The sequence below is a fragment of the Pseudomonas sp. D4-21 genome (assembly GCF_051132125.1).
Lineage (GTDB): Bacteria > Pseudomonadota > Gammaproteobacteria > Pseudomonadales > Pseudomonadaceae > Aquipseudomonas.
Genome location: NZ_CP071664.1, coordinates 2699209 through 2718222, shown reverse-complemented (window position 1 = coordinate 2718222; position 19014 = coordinate 2699209). Strand labels below are relative to the sequence as shown.

The window sequence follows — 19014 nt, the reverse complement described above, 5'->3', positions numbered from 1 at the left end:
GGGTATTTCCTTGGATCAAACGTCATTGGGTTCGCTGAGGTAAACCGCCAGGCGGTCCATCAAGCGATCGCAGGCAGCCATTTGCTCGACGCTCACGTATTCGTCGGGTTTGTGGCCTTGGTCCATGCTGCCGGGGCCGCACACCACCGTTGGGATGCCGGCCTGGTGGAACAGCCCGCCCTCGGTGCCGAACGCCACGGTGCCGAAACCGTCGTTGCCGCACAGCCGGGCCACCAGGCGCGCGGCCGCGCTGTGCGGCGAGGTCGCCAGGCCCGGGTAAGCGGACAAGGGTTCGAAACGAATGGCGGTGTCGGCGTTTATTGCCTTCATCCTGGGCAGCAGCGTCTGTTCGGCGTAATCGCGCAACTGCTCGACCACTGCCTGCGGGGCGAAGTCCGGCAAGGCGCGCACCTCGAAATCGAAGCGGCAATCGGCCGGGACAATGTTCAATGCCGTGCCGCCCTGGATCACGCCGACCTGTACGGTCGAATACGCCGGGTCGAAACGCGGATCGTGTCGTGAGGGCTCGGCCAGCTCCGCACCGATCTCACCCAGATGGCCGATCAAGCGCGCCGCCTGTTCGATGGCATTGACCCCGTAAGGCGCATAGGCGGAATGGCAAGGCGCGCCCTTGACGTGGCAACGCATCGCCAACTTGCCCTTGTGGCCCAACACCGGTCGCAGCTCGGTGGGCTCGCCGATCAGGCACAAGGCCGGTTGCGGGACGCGTTGCGGCAGGACTTCCAGCAGGCCGCGCACGCCCAGGCAACCGATTTCTTCGTCATAAGAGAACGCCAGGTGTACAGGACGCTTCAACGGGCTGGACAGGAATGTCGGCACCGCAGCCAGCACCGAGGCCAGGTAGCCTTTCATGTCCGCCGTACCGCGTCCGAACAAATTGCCGTCCCGCTCGCTAAGGCGGAACGGCTCCGCGGTCCAGGCTTGCCCGTCCACCGGCACTACATCAGTGTGCCCGGACAACACCACGCCGCCCGGCACCGACGGGCCGATGCTCGCCAGCAGGTTGGCCTTGGTCCGTTCCGTGTTGTAGATCAGCTCGCTGGTCACGCCCAGGCCGTGCAGGTAATCGCGAACGAACTCGATCAACGCCAGGTTCGAATCGCGGCTGACCGTGGCAAAGCCCACCAGCTCGGCGAGTAATGCACGGCTGCGCAACTCACTCATCGCCCGGCACCCCGTAGCTGGGCGCCTGGGTTGGATCGAGGGCGCGAGTGAGGTAGTCCTGCAACTGCGGCTGATAGGCGAGCCAGAGTTTTTCCAGTTCGCCGATGGGATTTTCATCCGCCCAATCGACCCGTAGATCGACGATTGGCCAGGTCAGGTCATCCACCACCGACAACGTCGCCGAATGCACCGCCCCGGCTTCTCCGCCTGCGGCCTGGCCCGCCTGTAACGCGCCCAACAGGCGGGACGCGAGGCTGCCCTCACCCTGTTCGAATGCCGTGACCATTGCGGCAATGACCCCGTCGCCCGCCAGCAAGTTGCCGGCCGCCACACATTGTTCGCCGACCCCGGCGCCATGGACGCCCAACGCGTGGCGACCGCTGAAAACCGCCGTGCGCCCCTGGGCATCCACCACGGCCACCTGGCGATACTCGCTGTAGCCGTTGCGTGCCAGGGCACGGTCCAGCGCCTCTTGGGCCACCGAACCGGCGGCCAATTCGTCGAGGATCTGCGGGCCCAGCGCAGGCAATGTAATGTTCTGGCTCGACACCGCGCCAACCCCTGCCCGCAGCCAGGGGCAACGGGCGCCGACGGCAATGCTCGACGAGCTGATGGCGATGCCCAACTGGCCGGTTTCGGCGCAGCGTCCGACGATGGAAAACGTCATGTCGTGCTCCTTATTCGGGGATGACCGCGATCACATCGATTTCCATCAGCCACTGCGGCTGGCCGAGGGCGCTGACCACCAGCCCGGTGGAAATCGGGAACACGCCCTTGAGCCATTTGCCGACCTCCTGGTACACCGGCTCGCGGTAGCGCGGGTCGATCAGGTAGGTGGTGGTCTTGACGATGTGGCTCAGGTCACTGCCGGCTTCCTCGAGCAGTTGCTTGACGTTGCGCATGGCCTGTTCGGCCTGGGCCCGCGGATCGCCGAGGCCCACCAGCTGGCCGTTGAAATCGGTGCCGACCTGCCCACGGACGTAAACGGTATTGCCCGCGCGCACGGCCTGGCACAGGTCGTTGTCCAGGGTCTGGTTGGGGTAGGTGTCCTTGGTGTTGAACATGCGGATGCGAGTGTGAGTAGGCATCAACGAACTCCCGTCAGGCTGGTTTTCAAAGGTGGCGAAATGCGCTGGGATGCATCGCGGTAGTCGAGATACGTGCGCTGTTTGACGATGTGGTCGGTGATATGCCGGGCGTCGTGCCACACGCCCCAGATGAACGCCGACCCCCGGCGCGACAGCCAAGGCAGGCCGACAAAATAGAGGCCAGGTTCGCTGCAGACCCCACGCTGATGCCGAGGCTTGCCATCGGCTTTGAACGCATCGACGTTCAGCCAGCTGTAATCCACCGAGTACCCGGTGGCCCAGATGATGGTGCTGACATCCGCCTCGACCAGGTCCAGCTCAAGGATCGGATGGGTCATGCATTCAGGATCGGGCAATAGCCGGCGCGCCTCGGGCTCGGGCGGCAGGTCCAGGCCATTGCGCTCGATATAGGCATCGGCGGCGTCGAGCAACGCCAGGTAGTTTTCATCGCCACGGGCGACGTTTTCGGCAAGGTTGGATTCGAAACTCACTACGTGGCCGTTGAACGCTCGGGTCAGGCCCACCAGCGTGATGCCCTCGTGGGCCAGCCGGCGGAAATCCACGGTGTGGCCGCCCCGGGCGCCACTCACAGCGATGGTCACGTGCTCCTTGCCCGGCTTGACCGCCTCGGCATCCCACTCGCCCAGCACCCCGAGCCACCAGCAGAAATCCCGATTGCGATAGGCGCGTGGCGGACGATCATGGGCACCGACAGAGAGGTAGACCTGCTTGCCGGCCCGCTGCAATTCATCGGCGATCTGCACCCCCGACGACCCCGCTCCCACCACGAGCACGGCGCCTTCGGCCAACTGCCCGGGGTTGCGGTATTGCGCCGAGTGAATCTGGGTGACCGCAGGCATCTGCGGCGCGATGGGCGGGATGACGGGACGTTGGAAGGGCCCGGTGGCGACCACCACGTTAGTGGCTTCGATCACACCGTCGGAGGTATCAATAGTAAAACCTGGGCGACCGACAGTGCGCTCGACCTTGCGCACTTCCACACCCGTGCGGATCGGCGCGTTGAACTTGCGGGCGTAGGCTTCGAAGTACTCGGCCACCTGGTCCTTGGAGGCGAACGCATCGGGATCCAGGCCGTCGAATTCCAGCCCAGGAAAGCGGTCATGCCAGGCCGGGCCGTTGGCGACCAGCGAGTCCCAGCGCGCCGTGCGCCAGGCTTCGGCGATGCGGTCGCGCTCCACCACCAGATGCGGCACGCCTTGGCGGCTCAAATGTTCACTCATGGCGACGCCGGCCTGGCCGGCGCCTATTACAAGCGTATCGATGCGTAGGGTTTCAACGGGCATGTCTTGGCACTTCCGGCAGAGGGTTTGGCTCAAGTCGGCGTGTCGCCGCCTCGGGTTCCGGTTTCTTGTTGTTCTGCGATTGCAGCTATCGAAACAAGCTGTCGAGGCGATTGTGTTGGCAGGCGGGAATTTACGAAACGAGGGTTTTTGTTGTGGCTGGGAAGGAAAAAACTGGTTGGAACAAAATCGCGCCAGGCAGGGGCGGTTCACCCGGCATTGGGCCTGTGGAAGCGCCCGAGGCAATTGTCGCCGACTTGGATAGAGCACGTTCAAACCAAAACCACTGCGTTGGTATTGCGGCAATACACGCACCAACCGGCCAGCTTCCAGGCTGCTCAGGGCTGACGGCAGCACGGCGATGCCCAGCCCCGCCACCGGGCCTGGCGCAAGGCTTGCGCGGTATCGGCGTTGAAGCGGCTGGGTATCTGCACTTCTCCTTCATTGCCATCGGGGCCAACCAGGCGCACCGATGCCTACGGCGGCTCGATCGAGCATCGCGCACGCTTCCTCAAAGAGGAGGTCAAGTCGGTGATCGAGGACTTTAGCGCCGGCCGCGTTGGCGTTCGCCTGTCGCCGATCTTCAATTACTTCTCAGGCGACTTTCGACCACACGGCCCGGATGCTCAGCCGTTATGGCTTGGCGTACCTGCACATCGTGGGGCGGCGAAGGACCGTTCGATTTCCTCGAACTCAGCGCCGCTTCGGCGGGCCCTATATCGCCAACGGCGGCTACAGCGTCGAACGCGCTGGCACGGCCATCAGTGAGGGCACCGCCGACGTGGTGTCATTTGGAACACCGTTCCTGGCACACCTGGATCTGGTGGAGCGCTTCCGATTGGGTGAGGCGTTGAACGCGGCCGATCCGGCCACGTTCTATCAGGGCGAGGCGCAGGGTTATACGGATTTATCCGACACTGACCGGGCATCAAGGGCAACAGTAAGAACCAAAGGTCATGGCTGAACCCTCGTGGTGTCACGAAGGTTTTGTTTTCAGGCAGTCGCATCTTCCGGTTCGATTACCGCAACAATCTCCGGAACGTAAGCAAAACCCGCTGCCTCCCAATCCCGCCAGCCTGGTGTTTCGTCCGGCAACCACGGCGACGCAATCGGTGCGATCCGCACGGCCGTCCATTTGCCTTGCACTTGAACCTCCTCATACCACCCCGCTTCGACATAGCCAGCCATTTCAACGGCCAACGGCATGAAGTTTCCTGCGCGGGCGAGGGGTTCAAGCTTCCAGTCCGGCAGCAGTTTTTTCCGGACCCGGGCGAGACGTTTTGATTGCAATTCAGATAACACAACGGGCAGTTCATCATATTGACAGGTACGCTGGTTGGGCACCTCGCCTACGAACTTGGTGAACCCCAGCGATTGATACTTGGCGGCGAGCGTATCCATCTCTTCTCCCGTACGCACATGGAATTTGATTGAACCCAAATCCAGTGCGCTGTCGGTGAAATTCACCTGGGAGTCCATTTGCGCCAGGATATAGAACTGAGCGGGAAAGACCGCTTCCTTGAGATTCTTGTCTTCAATAATGTTCCAGCGGCAGGTCTTGTTCAGCCTCCAGGTATCCGGTGATGCGGTGCTCTTGATTTCCAGTGTCACGCCCCAGCTCAACTGCAAATCAAATACATCACCATGAGGTTGCACTTGGTAGAACTGCTCGATGCTTCGGGTCAGGTCACCTTTGCGAGGCGTGTAGGTAGTTAACGTCCTGACCGTATCTCCGACGATGTCATCGTTGTTGGCGATCAGCTTTCTGGCCACCAGATATTCGATCAGCACACCTCGCAGAACCGGTACGTTCATGTTGGAAAAAGCCCATTGCCAAAAGTCGTTGGCCGTATGAGGCGTAGCTGATTCACCAAAGGAAAAGGTGGTTCCCGCGTCGAGAAAGCGCCTTAGATTTTCGATTTGCATTGCGTCCCTGCCATCCCACCAAAATAGAGGCAAAATGATGGCACACCCAGTGACCGATAGCTATAACGACGTTCACTCATTGCACAGGCCTGTTTAAAAGCTCGTGCAGAAACAGCGGCAGCATCAAGCGAAAGAAGTAACCGCTAGGTGCTTTCAGGCACATCGATCTGCAACGCCACCACCCGCCTCGCCACCGGCCCCACCGACGTGGCCGTCGCGGCTTCGACCAGAGCATCCACGGCTTCTTCGGCCAGGGTGGTCACCGGGTGGGAGAGCACCGCCTGGACCAATCCGGTTTTCAACGCCTCCCGGGTCAGCGGCGTCAGGTCATGGCACACCACGACGGGCAGGCGCAGCTGTTGCTGCTGGAGGCTGCGCAGGGCCCGCAATACCCCGGCGATGCCGCCGCCGGCCACGTAAAGCCCTGCCAGGTCGGGTTCTGCCGTGAGCAGGTCGACGGTGTTGCCATAGGCAAACTCGTCGTCCTCCAGGGTCAGGCGCGAGGCGAGCAGCTCCCATTCGCCGGTTTGCTCCGCCAAGTAGCTGCGAAAGCTCAATTCGCACAATTCCTGGCATTGGAAACGCTGGCTGCTGAGCATGACCGCCGCTGGCCCGGGCTGCCTGGCGAGGCGGCTGATGAACCAACCGGCGGTGCGTCCCGTGAGGCGATTGTCGAGGCCGGCGTAACCAGTGCCGGCGCCGCTGGACAGTTCCGAGAGCAGCGCCACGACCGATATGCCTGTCGCGCGCAATTGGGCCACCGCCTCACGCACCTTGGGGTGATCGACCGCCACCACGCCAAGGCCGTCCACCTGGTCACGCAAGGCGAGGATGCGTTGGGCCACGTTGACCGGATCAAGGTCGTCCAGGTAACCAATGACCACGCGAATCCGCGCTCGCGTGCAGGTGGCGGCGGCGTTTGACAGGGCGTGGGCCAGCCCCTGATAGAACGGCACCCCGCTTTTCTGCAACAGGAACCCCAGACGCAGGGTGGGACGGTCGTTGAGCACACGCTGCTCGATCACCCCCTTGGCATGGAAGCCCAAGCGCCCCGCCGCTGCCGCGATGCGCTGGGCGGTGTCGGCACGCACGTCGGCGCGCAGGTTCAGCACCCGGTCCACCGTCGACAGGCTCACACCGGCTTCCCGGGCGACATCGGCCATGGTGGGGCGCAATTTTCGGCGTGGCTGCTTTGACATGTCTTGACACCTCTTTTCGCCATCATGAGGGGTTCTGACACATTAAGCCATCTCCCCATGGCCCGCTCCGCAACGAGGCAATAGCATCAGCCCAAGACAAAAACAACAACACAGCCGGAGTGCTTCAAATGGCGATCCACATCTGCACGGCGCCTTGCTGCTGGGGCGTCGACGACATCAAGAACGCGTTTCTGCCACCGTGGCGACGGGTGCTGCGCGAAGCCGCCGATGCGGGCTATCGCGGCATCGAGCTGGGGCCCTATGGTTATCTGCCGCTGGAGGCGGAAATCCTCAATCCAGCACTGTCGGAGCACGGCCTGCACATCGTCGCGGGAACGATTTTCGATGACTTGGTAAACCCCGCCAATCTGCCCGAACTGCTGCGCCAGACCCACGCCATCTGCGGCTCGCTCAAACAACTGCCGCCCTTCAAACCCCAGCCCGGCCAGCGCTTCGGCGGGCCCTACCTGGTGATCATCGACTGGGGCCACGACGAACGCGATTACGCGGCCGGCCATTCGGACCGCGCGCCACGCCTGGACGACGCGCACTGGAACGCGATGATGGCGCACATCCGCGCCATCGCCGCCCTCGCCTGGGACACCTATGGCATCCGCGCCGTCATCCATCCTCACGCGGGCGGCTACATCGAATTCGCCGATGAGCTGGCGCGGCTGGTGGATGACATCCCCCACGACATTGCCGGGTTGTGCCTGGACACCGGGCACCTCTACTACGCCGGCATGGACCCGCTCGCATCGCTGCGCACCTACGCCCATCGCTTGGATTACCTGCACTTCAAAGACATAGACCCGGCGGTCTTCGACCAAGTGCTGAACGAGCGCATCCGCTTCTTCGCCGCCTGTGCCCGGGGCGTGATGTGCCCGATAGGACGCGGTGCCATCGACTACCCGGCCCTGCATGGCCTGCTGCGTGAGCTCGGCTACCAAGGCGCGATTACCGTCGAACAGGAACGCGACCCGCGCAACGCCGCCACCAGCCTGGACGACGTGGCGGCCAGCCGCGCCTATTTGGCCGGCATCGGCTTCTGACCAAAGGAGGACCACACTCATGATCAATGGCAGCAAAACCCTTGGACGGCCCCTGCGCTGGGCCATGGTCGGCGGCGGCGAGCACAGCCAGATCGGTTACATCCACCGCTCGGCCGCCCTGCGCGATCGCAACTTCGAACTGGTCGCCGGTGCGCTGGACATCGATCCGGGCCGTGGCCGGGCCTTCGGGGAAGCTTTGGGGATCGACCCGGCGCGCTGTTATCCGGACTACCTGAGCTTGTTCGAGCTGGAAGCACAGCGGCCCGACGGCATCGAGGCGGTGTCGATCGCCACCCCCAACGGCACGCACTACGCCATCACCCGCGCCGCCCTGGAAGCCGGCTTGCATGTGGTTTGCGAGAAACCGCTGTGCTTCACCCTCGACGAAGCCGAGGCGTTGCGGACCCTGGCCAGGTCCCGGGGCCGTATCGTCGGCCTGACCTACGGCTACGCCGGGCACCAGTTGATCGAACAGGCGCGGGCAATGATTGCAGCCAAGGAGCTGGGGGAGATCCGCATGGTGCATATGCAGTTCGCCCACGGTTTTCACAGCGCGCCGGTAGAGGCTCAGAGCCAGGCGACGCAATGGCGCGTCGACCCGCGCCAGGCCGGGCCCAGTTATGTGCTGGGGGATGTCGGTACGCATCCGTTGTATCTGTCCAAGGTGATGATGCCTGAGCTCAAGATCAAGCGCTTGATGTGCAGCCGGCAGAGCTTCGTCGCCAGCCGCGCGCCGCTGGAGGACAACGCCTATACCTTGATGGAGTACGAAAGCGGCGCGATGGGCATGGTCTGGTCCAGCGCGGTGAATGCCGGTTCCATGCACGGCCAGAAAATCCGCGTGATCGGGTCCCGGGCGAGCCTGGAATGGTGGGATGAGCGCCCCAACCAGCTCAGTTTCGAGATCCAGGGCCAGCCCGCGCAAACCCTGGAGCGCGGCATGGGCTATCTGCACGACGACGCTTTGCTGGACGACCGCATCGGTGGCGGTCATCCCGAAGGGCTGTTCGAGGCCTGGTCCAATCTCTATCGCCGCTTCGCCCTCGCCATGGACGCCGCCAACCGTGGCGACGCCCAAATGCTGGCCGCGCTGCGCTATCCCGACATCGACGCCGGCGTGGACGGCGTGCGCTGGGTGGAGCGCTGCGTGGAATCGGCCAACAACGATTCAACCTGGATCGCCTATTAACCTGCTGCCACAGGTAACCAATGTTGATCAACGGAGAACAACAATGAAAATCGCCCTCGATCCCTACATGCACCGCCACCTGAGCCTGCCGGACCTGTGCCGCAAGACCGCCGAGCTCGGCTACCAATACCTGGAACTGTCGCCGCGTGAAGATTTCCTGCCGTGGTGGGTTCGCCCTCGCGCCCACAAGGGACGCATCACCGAATTCAAGAAAGCCCTGCGCGACCATGACCTGCAACTGGCGTCGCTGCTGCCGATGTACCGCTGGGCCAGCCCCCACGAGGACGAACGCCGGGCGGCGGTGAACTACTGGAAGGAAGCGATCCAGGTTGCCGTGGAGATGGGGTGTACGACGATGAACTCGGAGTTCGGTCGCGGGCCGTCGCCCGATCGCGGGCACAAGGTCAGCTGCTGTGGCGGCATGCACAGCCATGAGTCGAGCGAAGCGGCCTGGTGGCGCTCGATGGAAGAGCTGGTGCCGATCCTCGAATCCGAAGGCGTTACCCTCAACGTCGAGCCGCATCCGGAGGACTGGTGCGAAACCCTTCAGCCGGCCCTGGACATGCTCAAGACCGTCGGTTCAGACAACGTGAAGTTTTTGTACTGTGCCCCCCACACGTTCTACTTCGGCGATGACATGCAAGCCATGATCGCTGAAGCCGGGTCGATGATCACCCATGTCCACATTGCCGACACCTACAACCACAAGGCCTCGTCCGGCCTGCGCTATATCGTCAACCCACCCGGAGCCAAGGTGACGGTGCATCAGCACATGGACATGCACCAGGGCGAGATCGACTGGGACCTGTTCTTTGGCGAACTGGCGAAGACCGGCTTCGACGGCATCGTCACGGCATGTGTGTTCGGCTGGGAGGAACGGGCCGATGAATCCGGGCGTTTCATGCGCCAGGAGATCCAGTCCTACGTCGACAAATACTTCAGGTAACTCAGGCCTGTCACGGCAGCAACGGCACGATCCGCGGCTCGATCCCCTGCTCGCTGACCTCCAGCAACGCCAGCGTCACCGGCAGCTTGAACCGCCGCCGGCCGGCGCTGCCGGGGTTGAGGTAGAGCCGCTCGCCACGCCAGTTGATCAGCGGCTTGTGGGAATGGCCGGTGATCACCACCCTTACAGCTGGATCGAGCGTCGCCGGCACGTCGGCGATGTCATGGACCAACAGCACCTGGCACCCGCCCAGGTCGAATTGCAACTGATCGGCGATCTGTCCTGCCCAGTCGGCCTCCAGGTCGTTGTTCCCACGTACCACGTACAGCTCGCCGATGGATGCCAGGGCTTCCAGGATCTGCGGGCTGCCGATATCACCGGCATGAATGATCCTCTCGCAGCCTTGCAGCGCGTCCAACGCTTCGGGGCGCAGCAAGCCGTGGGTGTCGGATATGACGCCAACTTTCATGAACCTTCCCCTTGTGCCGTGTGTCGTCGGCTGTATAGGCCTCGTCGCAGTTAGCTAACGTGCTGAAATGGAATAGGATAGGCTGCGCGCTGCAAGCGCACAGACCCGTCGTGTAGAAGGATAAGCCAATGCTCGGAAGCAAACAGCCAGAGCCCAGGATTGAAAGCCCCGATCAAGCGTTCCCGCAGGCTGTGCGAGCCGGGGCGGCGTTTCGGCTGACGGTCAGTTTCATGCTCGTGGTCGTCATGGCCTTCCTGGCCGTCGAGGGCTGGCGCACATGGCGCGATTATCGCGCGGCCTTCGCTTCCGCCCGCGACTCGGTCACCAACCTGGCGAGGGCAACCGCCCAACACGCCGAAGACGCCATCCGCCAAGTGGACGTGCTCACCGCCGCCCTTGCCGAACGAGTGGAAGGCGACGGGCTGCAAAACATGGACATTGCGCGTATCCACAAGCTGCTCATCCAGCAAGCCGCGATCATGCCGCAACTGCACGGCTTGTTTATCTACGGCCCGGACGGTCAATGGCTGGCGACAGACAAGGACGTGATACCGGAAATGGCGAACAACGCCGATCGAGACTACTTCCAGTACCACCGCACACACCAGGACCGTGGCGTGCGTATCGGCGAAGTGATCAAGAGTCGTTCCACCGACGACTTGATCATTCCTGTCTCGCGCCGCTTGAACAACCCCGACGGCTCTTTCGCCGGCGTGATGCTCGGGACCGTCAAGGTCAGCTATTTCGTCGACTATTACGGTGACTTCAAGATCGACGACAAAGGCGCGCTGGTGCTCGCATTGCGCAGTGGCACGATCCTGGTACGACGGCCCTTCGTCGCCTCGGTGATCGGCAAGAGCCTGGTCAACAGCGTGATCTTCCGTGAGCACCTGCCAACCTCCAACCAGGGCGTGGCCGAAGCCCGGGCGGTCGTCGACGACACCGAACGCTTGTACGGCTACCGGGCCCTGACCACCTACCCGCTGGTGGTGGAAGCCGGTTTGTCCCGCGAATCGATCGTCGCCCCGTGGCGCCGGGACTTGTTCAAGACCAGCCTGGTGCTGATATTCCTGATCGCCATCCTGGTGGGTTTCGGGCTCATCGTGTTGAGCCAGCTGCGCTACCGCATGACCATGGAAAAGCAGATCCGCAGCGCCCACCAAGCCATGCGGGACATGGCCCTGACCGACAGCCTGACCGGCCTGGGCAACCGTCGGCGGCTAGACAGCGCCCTGGCCGATGAGCTGCGCCTGGCCAAGCGCCAGGGTTCGTCCCTGGCCCTGATCATGCTCGACGTCGACTACTTCAAACGCTTCAACGACAAGTACGGCCATGCCGCCGGCGACGACTGCCTGCGGGCGATTGCCAGCGCGATCGGGCAGACGATCAAGCGGCCCGGGGACCTGGCGGTCCGCTACGGCGGCGAGGAATTCACGGTGTTGCTGCCCAACACCGACAGCACTGGCGCCGCCCAGGTCGCGCAACAAATCCTCGAAGCCGTCAGGGCCCTGAACATCGAGCATGGCGATCATCCCCTGGGCATCGTCACCATCAGCGCGGGCATCAACACCTGCCAGCCGAGCAACGAGGACGTGAGCCCCGCCATGTTGATCAAGGCCGCCGACGCGTTCCTGTACCTGGCGAAGAACACCGGGCGCAACCGCTGGTGCAGCATCGGCGCCGCCCAGGGCTGACCGCGTATCGGCTCATTTCCCCCGACACAGGCTTGCACAGGTGCCGATCCGGCGCCTGGCGGCTACAATGCGCGCTTCGACCGTGACCAGCCTGACTAAAAAAACATGTCCTTGCCTAAACATCATCTGGAATTGCTCAGCCCCGCCCGCGACGTGACCATCGCCCGCGAGGCCATCCTGCATGGCGCCGACGCCGTGTACATCGGTGGCCCGAGTTTCGGTGCGCGTCACAACGCCTGCAACGAGGTGAGCGATATCGCCGGGCTGGTGGAGTTCGCCCATCGCTACCATGCCCGGGTGTTCACCACGATCAACACGATCTTGCATGACAACGAGCTGGAGCCGGCCCGCCAGTTGATCCATCAGCTCTACGATGCCGGCGTCGATGCCCTGATCGTCCAGGACCTGGGCGTGATGGAACTGGACATTCCGCCGATCGAGCTGCACGCCAGCACCCAGACCGACATTCGCACACTCGCCCGGGCGAAATTCCTCGACCAGGCCGGTTTCTCGCAGCTGGTGTTGGCCCGCGAGCTGAACCTGCAGGAAATCCGCGCCATCGCCGACGAAACCGACGCAGCCATCGAGTTCTTCATTCACGGCGCGTTGTGCGTGGCGTTTTCCGGCCAGTGCAACATCTCCCACGCGCAAAACGGCCGCAGCGCCAACCGTGGCGATTGCTCCCAGGCTTGCCGCCTGCCCTACACCCTCAAGGATGATCAAGGCCGGGTGGTCGCCTACGAAAAGCACCTGTTGTCGATGAAAGATAACAACCAGAGCGCCAACATCCGCGCCCTGGTTGAAGCTGGCGTGCGCTCGTTCAAGATCGAAGGCCGCTACAAGGATGCGGCCTATGTGAAGAACATCACCGCCTACTATCGCCAGCGCCTGGACGATGTCCTCGAAGACCGCCCGGACCTGGCCCGCGCTTCCAGTGGCCGCATCGCGCACTTCTTCGTGCCGGACCCGGACAAGACCTTCCACCGTGGCAGCACCGACTACTTCGTCAGCGAGCGCAAGATCGACATCGGCGCCTTCGACTCCCCCACGTTCACCGGCGTACCGGTGGGCGTGGTGGAGAAAGTCGGCAAGCGCGACCTGCACGTGGTGACGTCTGATCCGTTGTCCAACGGCGACGGCCTCAACGTGCTGGTCAAGCGCGAAGTGGTGGGTTTCCGGGCCAACATCGCCGAGCCCAAGGGCGAGTTCCTCGATGACGAAGGCCAGAAGCGCTACCGCTACCGCGTCGAGCCCAACGAGATGCCCGCCGGCATGTACCAGTTGCGGCCCAACCATCCGCTGAGCCGCAACCTGGACCACAACTGGCAGCAAGCCTTGCTCAAGACCTCCGCCGAGCGTCGCGTGGGCCTGGCCTGGGTCGCGCAGTTGCGCGAAGAGCGCCTGGAGCTGACCGCCACCAGCGAAGAAGGCATCAGCGCCAGCGTTGCCCTCGACGGTCCTTTCGGCCTGGCGAACAAGCCAGAACAAGCCCTGGAGCAGTTGCAGGACCTGCTCGGCCAACTGGGCACCACCGAGTACCACGCCACGTCGATCAAGCTGGACGCGCCCCAGGCGTTTTTCATTCCCAACTCCCAGCTCAAGGCACTGCGCCGCGAGGTGATCGAAGCCCTGACCACGGCGCGCGTCGCAGCGCATCCACGGGGCGGGCGCAAGGCCGAAACCACGCCGCCACCGGTGTACCCGGAGTCGCACCTGTCGTTTTTGGCCAACGTCTACAACCAGAAGGCCCGGGACTTCTACCACCGCCACGGCGTCAAGCTGATCGACGCGGCGTTCGAGGCCCACGAGGAAACCGGCGAAGTACCGGTGATGATCACCAAGCATTGCCTGCGTTTTTCGTTCAACCTCTGCCCCAAGCAAGCCAAGGGCGTCACCGGTGTGCGCACCAAGGTCGCGCCGATGCAGCTGATTCACGGCGATGAAGTGCTGACCTTGAAGTTCGATTGCAAACCCTGCGAGATGCATGTGGTCGGCAAGATCAAGGGGCATATCCTCGACCTGCCATTGCCGGGCAGCACGGCTCAGCCGGTGGTGGGGCATATCAGCCCGGAAGATCTGCTCAAGACGATTCCGCGCGGGACGCATTGACTCCAGTCACCACCGAACCCTGTGGGAGCGGGCTTGCTCGCTCCCACAGGGGATTTTTCATTTCTGCGCCGTTTGCGCTTTTTCCGGCGACATATTCCGTTCTTAGGGCTCCCCCAACCGGCGCTCATGGTGCTAGGTTGTAAGTGATTGTTTCACCAAACGACACTTTTCCCTGCAAAGGAATGCCCCTCACCATGAACTTCCCGTTCAAGCGCCTGGCTATTGCCACCCTCGTCCTGTCCACCCTCTCGTCCTACTCGATATCCGCCAACGCCAACATCACCGCCCAACAGAGCGCGGACTTCGTCAAGACCTACGCCGATACCTCGGTCAGCGATTTCCGCCAGTTCCTGGCGAGCGTCGCCAAGAGTGAGCTGGCCAAATCCGCGAATCTCGGCCCGGCCATCGATGCCTTCCAAGGCAACAAAACCCTGTCGGCGGAACAACAGAACGAAATCCATCGGCTGCTCGGTATCTACGCCCGGGTGAAGTATGGCAAGGCCGCCACCGAGACCTTGCGCCAGTTGGTGGAAATCCCGACCTTTCGCAAGGACGGCGTGGCCCAGCATGAAAACCCCGAGTTTCTCAAGATCGCCGACAAGATCAAAAGCCTGGCCAACGACTTCAACCTGAACTTCCGCAACATCGACAACCGCGTCTATGAGATTTCACTCGAAGGCAACGGTGACGAAGTCGTGGGCATTCACGCCCATGCCGACGTGGTGCCGGTGACGCCGGAAAACTGGGTGCTCAAGGACGGCACCAGGCTCGATCCGTTCAAGGTCACGCTGGTGGGCGATCGCATGTACGGTCGAGGCACCGAGGATGACAAGAACGCCATCGTCGTGGCGCTCTACGCCATGAAGATCATCAAGGACGAAAAACTGCCGCTGGCGCGCCACTTCAAGCTGCTGGTGGACACGACCGAAGAAACCACCGGCGACGCCATCCCCTACTATTTCGAGCGCAACCCGACGCCCAATTACAACCTGGCGCTCGATGGCAGCTACCCAGTGGTGATCGCCGAGAAAGGCTACGGCACGGTCATGGCGAACTTCCCTCGCCGGGCGGGCCAAGGCAAAGGGGCTGAAGTCGTTGCAATGACCGGCGGCATGGCGACCAACCAGATCCCGTCGACTTCAGTCGCGACGTTCAGCACCGACAAACCCGCCGAGCTGGCCGCCAGCCTGCTCAAGGCCGGCACCGACTACGCCAAAGCCAATGGCGGCGACTTTGAAGTAAGAAGCGAGGTGGCCGATAAAACCGTCAAGCTGACCTTTACCGGCGTATCCGCCCATTCCTCCGAGCCCGAGTCAGGCGTCAACCCGGTCGCCAGGATGCTGGCCTTCATCAATGGCCTGGATGGCAAGGTCGCGCTCAAGCACAACCACATCACCGACGCTGCGCGTTACGCCACCGACAACTGGGGCCTGGATTACCTGGGCAACAAACTGGGCATCGGCTTTTCCGACGCGTTCATGGGCCCGCTGACCGCCTCGCTGACCTACGTCGGGATGGACGACAAGAGCTTCAAGCTCGCCGTGAACCTGCGAGTGCCCGTGGGCAAGCCAACGGACACGCTGAAGGCTGAGATCAACGACAAGCTCTCCGCGTGGGCCAAGAAGTCCGGGGTTGCCGTGACCTTCGACAACACTATCGACGAACCCATGTACCGTAACCCCGAGGGCGAATGGGTCAAGGCACTGCTGGCCGTCGCCACCGAGAACCTGGGCATGGAGCACAAGTTCGGCACGTCCGCCGGGGCCACGTCGGTCCATGACTTGCCCAACGGCGTGCAGTTCGGCCTGGCCATGCCCGACGTCAAGTACACCGGCCACAACGACAATGAGTTCAAGACCGTGGAGCAGTTCCTGCTGGACCTGCAGGTCGTGACCGAAATGATGGGGCGGATCGGGCAGTTGCCGAAGCTCTAAGTAACGGCGTGCTCCCCATCGCCGCAACCACCGACGTCCACAAGGAATCCCGATGCCCCCACGCTCAGCCCCTGCTTTAACCGCTGGCACCGGTTTCGTCCGGGTGCGTGGCGCCCGCGAACACAATCTCAAGAACGTTGACGTGGACATTCCTCGCGATGCCCTGGTGGTGTTCACCGGCGTGTCGGGTTCCGGCAAATCCTCGCTGGCCTTCTCCACGCTTTACGCCGAAGCCCAGCGTCGTTATTTCGAGTCCGTCGCACCTTATGCCAGGCGCCTGATCGACCAGGTCGGCGTGCCGGACGTAGGCAGCATCGAAGGCCTGCCGCCGGCTGTCGCCTTGCAACAACAGCGCGGCACGCCCAGCGCGCGCTCCTCGGTGGGCAGCGTCACCACCTTGTCGAGCCTGATCCGCATGCTTTACTCCCGCGCCGGCAGCTACCCGGCCGACCAACCGATGCTCTATGCCGAGGACTTTTCGCCCAACACGCCCCAGGGCGCGTGTCCGCAATGCCACGGCCTGGGCCGGGTTTACGAAGTGACCGAAGCCACCATGGTCCCCGACCCTTCGCTGACCATCCGCGAACGCGCGGTAGCCGCCTGGCCCATGGCATGGCAAGGGCAGAACCTGCGGGACATCCTCGTGACACTCGGCTATGACGTCGACATTCCCTGGCGCGACCTGCCGAAGAAGCAACGCGACTGGATCCTCTTCACGGAAGAGACCCCCACCGTCCCGGTGTACGCCGGGCTCACCCCGGCCCAGACCCGCGACGCCCTCAAGCGCAAACTCGAACCTAGCTACCAGGGCACGTTCAGCGGGGCCCGGCGCTACCTGTTGCACACCTTCATGCATTCGCAAAGCGCGCAGATGCGCAAGCGGGTGGCGCAATATATGCGCGCCAGCCCCTGCCCGGTCTGCGAAGGCAAGCGCCTCAAGCGCGAGGCGCTGACCGTTACCTTTGCCGGGCTGGACATCGCCGAGCTGTCCAACCTGTCATTGCTGGAATTGGCCGAGGTGCTCAAGGCCGTAGCGGCGCCGGATTATCTGGAGCAGCCCGAAGAATCGGGCGATGTTCTCACCCATCGCCAGACGCGCGAGGCTCGTGAGCAGCGCGCCGCCAGGGGCGACAACCCGCACGCTGGCGGGCCGGACGCGCGCCACACGCCCAATCTGTCCCTGGAAAAGCGCTTGGCCGCCCAGCGCATTGCCGCCGAACTGCTGGAGCGCATCGTCACGCTGATCGACCTGGGCCTCGGCTATCTGGCCCTGGAGCGCAGCACGCCGACGCTTTCCTCCGGCGAACTGCAACGCCTGCGCCTGGCGACCCAGCTCAACTCCCAATTGTTCGGGGTGATCTATGTGCTGGACGAACCTTCCGCCGGCCTGCACCCGGCCGACAGTGAAGCGCTTTTTGGCGCCTTGCAACGGTTGAAAGCAGCAGGAAACTCGGTGTTTGTGGTCGAGCACGACCTGGACACCATGCGCCGCGCCGACTGGCTGATCGACGTGGGCCCCGACGCGGGCGAGCAAGGCGGCAGGGTCCTTTACAGTGGCCCGCCCGAAGGCCTTGGGCAAGTGCCCGAATCCCGCACCCGCGCCTACTTGTTCGCCGAAGAACGGGCCATTGCGCGCCATCCGCGCCCACCCAAGGACTGGCTGCGGCTGGACGGCATCACCCGCAACAATCTCGACAACCTGAGCGTGGGTTTTCCCCTGGGCTGCTTCACGGCTGTCACCGGCATTTCCGGTTCGGGCAAATCCAGCCTGGTCAGCCAGGCCCTGCTGGATCTGGTCGGCGCCCACCTGGGCCAGCCCGGCGCCAACGCCGATGGCGAAGAGCAAAGCCTGGAAGACGAACCGGTGCTGGCCAGCGGCGGCCAGGTCACCGCCGGGCTCGAGGGGGTCAAGCGACTGGTTCAGGTCGACCAGAAACCCATCGGCCGCACGCCACGCTCCAACCTCGCCACCTATACCGGGCTGTTCGACCATGTGCGCAAGCTCTTCGCCGCGACGGAGCAGGCACAAGCGCTCGGTTTCGATGCCGGACGGTTCTCCTTCAACGTCGCCAAGGGCCGTTGCGAAACCTGTGAGGGGGAAGGTTTCGTCAGCGTGGAATTATTATTCATGCCCAGCGTGTACGCCCCCTGTCCGACCTGCCATGGCGCCCGCTACAACCCACAGACCCTGGAAGTGACCTGGCAAGGCCTGGACATCTCCCAAGTGCTGCAATTGACGGTGAACCAGGCCCTGGAGGTCTTCGCCGAGCAACCGCCAGCCAGGCGTTCGCTCCAGGTACTCAAAGACATCGGCCTGGGCTATCTGCGCCTGGGCCAACCGGCCACCGAACTGTCCGGCGGCGAGGCCCAGCGGATCAAGCTGGCGACGGAACTGCAACGCAAGGCCCGAGGCGCGACGCTTTACGTGCTGGATGAACCGACCAACGGCCTGCACCCCCAGGACGTGGACCGCTTGCTGGTGCAGCTCAATCGACTGGTGGATGAAGGGCATACGGTGGTCGTGGTGGAACATGACATGCGCGTGGTAGCGCAAAGCGACTGGGTCATCGACATCGGGCCAGGGGCCGGGACCCAGGGAGGCAACGTCGTGGTGTGCGGCGCGCCGCAGGTGGTGGCGAACTGCGGGGAGAGCCGCACGGCGCCGTTTCTCAAGAAGGTCTTGGAGTGAATGTTCACCTTGGGCCAAGGCACTGCAAGCCGCACCACCCTTTCATTGTGGGAGCGAGCTTGCTCGCGATGGCGTCGGATCAGTTGCATCAAAGGTAACGGGTACACCGCTATCGCGATCGAACTCCCACAGCTCTGATACGGCGCTCAAAAGCGTCAATTAAATGTTACACATCAAACCAACCCACAACCGTTTATCAGTTTTTTGACACTCCGCCGATATGCGGACGCAAC

General features: G+C 63.1%; 15 protein-coding genes and 2 pseudogenes. 9 read left to right on the top strand and 8 right to left on the bottom strand.

Going from position 1 to position 19014, the window contains the following annotated elements; genetic code table 11:
* Positions 1–15 precede the first annotated feature (15 nt).
* The 5 genes and pseudogenes from argE to J3Q04_RS12150 form a co-directional block, all read right to left on the bottom strand.
* Positions 16–1185: an acetylornithine deacetylase gene (gene argE, locus J3Q04_RS12170; protein WP_434605870.1), complete on the bottom strand. Its 1170-nt coding sequence runs from the start codon at positions 1183–1185 to the stop codon at positions 16–18.
* Positions 1178–1852 (bottom strand): DUF1028 domain-containing protein, encoded by a 675-nt coding sequence (locus J3Q04_RS12165; protein WP_434605872.1) that lies wholly within the window; start codon positions 1850–1852, stop codon positions 1178–1180. Before J3Q04_RS12165 ends, argE begins: the two co-directional genes overlap by 8 nt.
* Before the next feature lie 10 nt (positions 1853–1862).
* The gene (locus J3Q04_RS12160; RefSeq protein ID WP_003201555.1) at positions 1863–2273 is read right to left on the bottom strand and encodes a RidA family protein; all 411 of its coding nucleotides are present in this window, start codon (positions 2271–2273) and stop codon (positions 1863–1865) included.
* A complete protein-coding gene (locus J3Q04_RS12155) occupies positions 2273–3577 on the bottom strand; it encodes a flavin-containing monooxygenase (RefSeq protein WP_434611586.1) in 1305 nt (434 codons plus the stop codon). The genes J3Q04_RS12160 and J3Q04_RS12155 overlap by 1 nt, the downstream gene beginning before the upstream one ends.
* Positions 3578–3805: 228 nt before the next feature.
* Positions 3806–4041 (bottom strand): annotated as a pseudogene (locus J3Q04_RS12150) (LysR substrate-binding domain-containing protein); the annotation flags it as partial.
* Between J3Q04_RS12150 and J3Q04_RS12145 the strand changes: the two are divergent.
* Both J3Q04_RS12145 and J3Q04_RS12140 read left to right on the top strand, forming a co-directional pair.
* Positions 3986–4099: pseudogene (locus J3Q04_RS12145) on the top strand (hypothetical protein); the annotation flags it as partial. The pseudogenes J3Q04_RS12150 and J3Q04_RS12145 sit on opposite strands and share 56 nt — an antisense overlap.
* A 97-nt stretch (positions 4100–4196) precedes the next feature.
* Complete coding sequence (locus tag J3Q04_RS12140; RefSeq protein ID WP_434611699.1) at positions 4197–4538, top strand: hypothetical protein; 342 nt, start codon at positions 4197–4199, stop codon at positions 4536–4538.
* Between the two features lie 29 nt (positions 4539–4567).
* On the opposite strand, the gene J3Q04_RS12135 is transcribed toward J3Q04_RS12140, so the two are convergent.
* Both J3Q04_RS12135 and J3Q04_RS12130 read right to left on the bottom strand, forming a co-directional pair.
* Complete coding sequence (locus J3Q04_RS12135; RefSeq protein ID WP_434605873.1) at positions 4568–5500, bottom strand: hypothetical protein; 933 nt, start codon at positions 5498–5500, stop codon at positions 4568–4570.
* Positions 5501–5643: 143 nt separating this feature from the next.
* Positions 5644–6699 carry a LacI family DNA-binding transcriptional regulator gene (locus tag J3Q04_RS12130; RefSeq protein WP_434605875.1) on the bottom strand — a complete coding sequence of 352 codons (1056 nt, stop codon included), beginning with the start codon at positions 6697–6699 and terminating at the stop codon, positions 5644–5646.
* 128 nt (positions 6700–6827) lie between these two features.
* On the opposite strand from J3Q04_RS12130, the gene J3Q04_RS12125 reads away from it, so the two are divergent.
* From J3Q04_RS12125 to J3Q04_RS12115, 3 genes are read left to right on the top strand one after another with little or no spacing between them, the layout of a single operon-like run.
* A complete protein-coding gene (locus tag J3Q04_RS12125) occupies positions 6828–7751 on the top strand; it encodes a TIM barrel protein (RefSeq protein ID WP_434605877.1) in 924 nt (307 codons plus the stop codon).
* A gap of 19 nt (positions 7752–7770) precedes the next feature.
* Positions 7771–8940: a Gfo/Idh/MocA family protein gene (locus J3Q04_RS12120; RefSeq protein ID WP_434605879.1), complete on the top strand. Its 1170-nt coding sequence runs from the start codon at positions 7771–7773 to the stop codon at positions 8938–8940.
* Between the two features lie 43 nt (positions 8941–8983).
* A complete protein-coding gene (locus J3Q04_RS12115) occupies positions 8984–9886 on the top strand; it encodes a sugar phosphate isomerase/epimerase family protein (protein WP_434605881.1) in 903 nt (300 codons plus the stop codon).
* A 10-nt stretch (positions 9887–9896) separates the two neighbouring features.
* Here J3Q04_RS12115 and J3Q04_RS12110 read toward each other — a convergent pair whose 3' ends face one another.
* Entirely contained in the window at positions 9897–10355 is a 459-nt protein-coding gene (locus J3Q04_RS12110; protein ID WP_434605883.1) for a metallophosphoesterase family protein, read from the bottom strand.
* A gap of 128 nt (positions 10356–10483) precedes the next feature.
* Here J3Q04_RS12110 and J3Q04_RS12105 point away from each other — a divergent pair, with 128 nt between their 5' ends.
* The 4 genes from J3Q04_RS12105 to J3Q04_RS12090 all read left to right on the top strand — a co-directional run bounded on the left by J3Q04_RS12105 (position 10484) and on the right by J3Q04_RS12090 (position 18781).
* Positions 10484–12049: a sensor domain-containing diguanylate cyclase gene (locus J3Q04_RS12105; RefSeq protein ID WP_434605885.1), complete on the top strand. Its 1566-nt coding sequence runs from the start codon at positions 10484–10486 to the stop codon at positions 12047–12049.
* 105 nt (positions 12050–12154) lie between these two features.
* Complete coding sequence (locus J3Q04_RS12100) at positions 12155–14158, top strand: peptidase U32 family protein (protein WP_420763817.1); 2004 nt, start codon at positions 12155–12157, stop codon at positions 14156–14158.
* Positions 14159–14352: 194 nt separating this feature from the next.
* Entirely contained in the window at positions 14353–16092 is a 1740-nt protein-coding gene (locus tag J3Q04_RS12095; protein WP_434605888.1) for a dipeptidase, read from the top strand.
* Between the two features lie 52 nt (positions 16093–16144).
* Positions 16145–18781, top strand: coding sequence for an excinuclease ABC subunit A (locus tag J3Q04_RS12090; RefSeq protein ID WP_434605890.1), 2637 nt, complete (start codon positions 16145–16147; stop codon positions 18779–18781).
* The last annotated feature ends 233 nt before the right edge of the window (positions 18782–19014 follow it).